General features: G+C 64.0%; 2 protein-coding genes and 1 pseudogene. 1 reads left to right on the top strand and 2 read right to left on the bottom strand.

Annotation, left to right across the window (positions count from 1 at the left end):
• The coding region (locus tag AB4Z11_RS29885; protein ID WP_442029539.1) for a molybdopterin molybdotransferase MoeA at positions 1-922 on the top strand (922 nt) is incomplete at its 5' end.
• Here AB4Z11_RS29885 and AB4Z11_RS29890 read toward each other — a convergent pair.
• Together AB4Z11_RS29890 and AB4Z11_RS29895 are read right to left on the bottom strand one after the other, a co-directional pair.
• Complete coding sequence (locus tag AB4Z11_RS29890; protein WP_442029541.1) at positions 919-2,163, bottom strand: DNA recombination protein RmuC; 1,245 nt, start codon at positions 2,161-2,163, stop codon at positions 919-921. The two genes, AB4Z11_RS29885 and AB4Z11_RS29890, sit on opposite strands and share 4 nt — an antisense overlap.
• 1 nt (position 2,164) lies before the next feature.
• Positions 2,165-2,267 (bottom strand): annotated as a pseudogene (locus AB4Z11_RS29895) (hemoglobin-like protein); the annotation flags it as partial.

Below are 2,267 nucleotides of genomic sequence, written 5' to 3' on the forward strand. Positions count from 1 at the left end.
CTGCGACACAGTGCTGCCCCAGGAACATGCGGCGGACATCAGCGACACCAGCGTCACCATCCCGCCAGGCAGCGTGCGAACCGGCGACAACCGCCGCTTCAAAGGTGAAGACCTCACCGCGGGCAGCGCGGCGCTAAAGAAAGGCAAGATCATTCGGCCCGCAGATCTGGGCCTGATCGCATCACTGGGCATGGCCGAAGTGCCGGTGCAGCGCCGCCTGCGCGTGGCTTTTTTCTCTACCGGCGATGAATTGCGTTCGATCGGCGAAACCCTGGGCGAGGGCTGCGTTTACGATTCCAACCGCTACACCCTGTACGGCATGCTGACGCGCCTGGGCTGCGACATCATCGATATGGGCTGCGTGAAAGACGATCCGGCCACGCTGGAAGAGACGCTGCGCACCGCCACCGAATGCGCGGACGCCATCATCACCTCAGGCGGCGTCTCGGTCGGCGCGGCCGACTACACCAAGCAGATCATGGGCACACTGGGCGACGTGACGTTCTGGAAGATCGGCATGCGCCCCGGCCGCCCGATGGCATTTGGACGCATCAGTTCCAACGGCCATAACGCCTTCCTGTTCGGGCTCCCCGGCAATCCGGTGGCAGTGATGGTGACCTTCTACTTCTTCGCCCGCAATGCGCTGCTGCGCATGATGGGCGCCGAAGCGGCGGGCGACCAGCTGCTGCGCGTGCGCTCGACATCGGCGATTCGCAAGAAACCGGGCCGCACGGAGTATCAGCGCGGCATTCTGTCCACCGCGCCGGATGGCGTGCGCGAGGTAAGCATCACTGGCTCGCAGGGCTCCGGCATTCTGCGCTCGATGTCCGAGGCGAACTGCATGGTGGTGCTGCATGATGAACAGGCCAGCGTCGCACAAGGCGATTTGGTCGACGTGATCGTGTTCGAAGGCCTGGTTTAAGGCGCGTCGGCGTCGCCCATATCGAGTTCGCCGCCAATCAGCAGCTGCGCCGCTTCGGCGGGCAGCGCCTCCACCGACTTCAGCTTGCGCGCCATCTGGCGGCTGCGCACTTCGGCATTCTCGATATTCTTGGCGGCGCGCTCCAGCGTGGTCTTGGTCGCGGCCAGCACATCGCCGAATTTCGCGAACTCGGTTTTCACCGCCCCCAGCACCTGCCACACTTCCGATGAGCGCTTTTCCAGCGCCAGCGTGCGGAAACCCATCTGCAGGCTATTCAGCAGTGCCGTCAGCGTGGACGGTCCGGCAATGCTGATGCGGTTCACGCGCTGCAGCTCGTCCGCCAGGCCGGGGCGGCGCATCACTTCCGCGTACAAGCCTTCGGTCGGCAGGAACAGGATGGCGAAATCGGTGGTCAGTGGCGGCGCCAGATACTTTTCGGCGATGGTCTTCGCTTCGCCGCGCACCGCGCGTTCCAGTTCGCGGCCGGCAGCGGCCACCGACTCGGCGTCCGCACGTTCGGCGGCTTCCAGCAAGCGCTCGTACTGCTCTTTCGGGAATTTGGCGTCGATCGGCATCCACACCGGGGCGCCGTCGTCTTTCTGGCCCGGCAGCTTCAGTGCGAATTCGACGCGGGCATTGGTGCCGGGGATGGTTTCCACATTCTTGGCATACTGGTCGGGCGTGAGCACCTGCTCCAGCAGCATCTCCAGCTGCACTTCGCCCCAGGTACCGCGCGTTTTGACATTGGTCAGCACGCGTTTCAGATCGCCGACGCCGAGCGCCAGCTGCTGCATTTCACCCAGTCCCTGATGCACGCGCTCCAGGCGCTCGCTCACGTGGCGGAAGGATTCGCTCAAACGCGTTTCCAGCGTGGCATGCAGCTTCTCGTCAACGGTCTTGCGCATCTCTTCCAGGCGCGCGCCATTATCGGTTTGCAGCTCGCGGATTTTCACTTCCAGCGTGGCGCGCACTTCCAGCAGGCGTCGCGCGTTCGATTCGGTCAGCGCCTCGATCTGGCGGCGCATGCTGTCGAGCTGCTGCACCGTCGCAGCATGGGATTGCGTCAGCGTATTGCCCATCTCCTGCCGCTGCGCTTGCGCGGTGGCTTGCAGCTGCAGGCGCACTTCGCGTTCGACACGGTCCAGGCGCTCGGCCATGTCGCCGCCGCGCGTGCGCATAAGCGATACCACTTGCAGCACGATGATGATCGCGGCAAGTCCCAGCAGGATCATGATTTCCATATCAGTCGGCCTTGTTTCGCATCCAGTCAGCGGTCTGGTAGAAGGATTCCATCAGGCGCAGGCGCAGGTCCTCAGCAATGCCCACATCTTCCATGGCCCAGGCC

Origin of the sequence: Pseudoduganella sp. RAF53_2 (assembly GCF_052113985.1) — a bacterium.
Taxonomy (GTDB): domain Bacteria; phylum Pseudomonadota; class Gammaproteobacteria; order Burkholderiales; family Burkholderiaceae_D; genus Rugamonas.

What these genes read in the sequence shown, in the direction of transcription:
- AB4Z11_RS29890 (WP_442029541.1), bottom strand. Translation starts at nt 2,163, where the DNA reads ATGGAAATCATGATCCTGCTGGGACTTGCCGCGATCATCATCGTGCTG.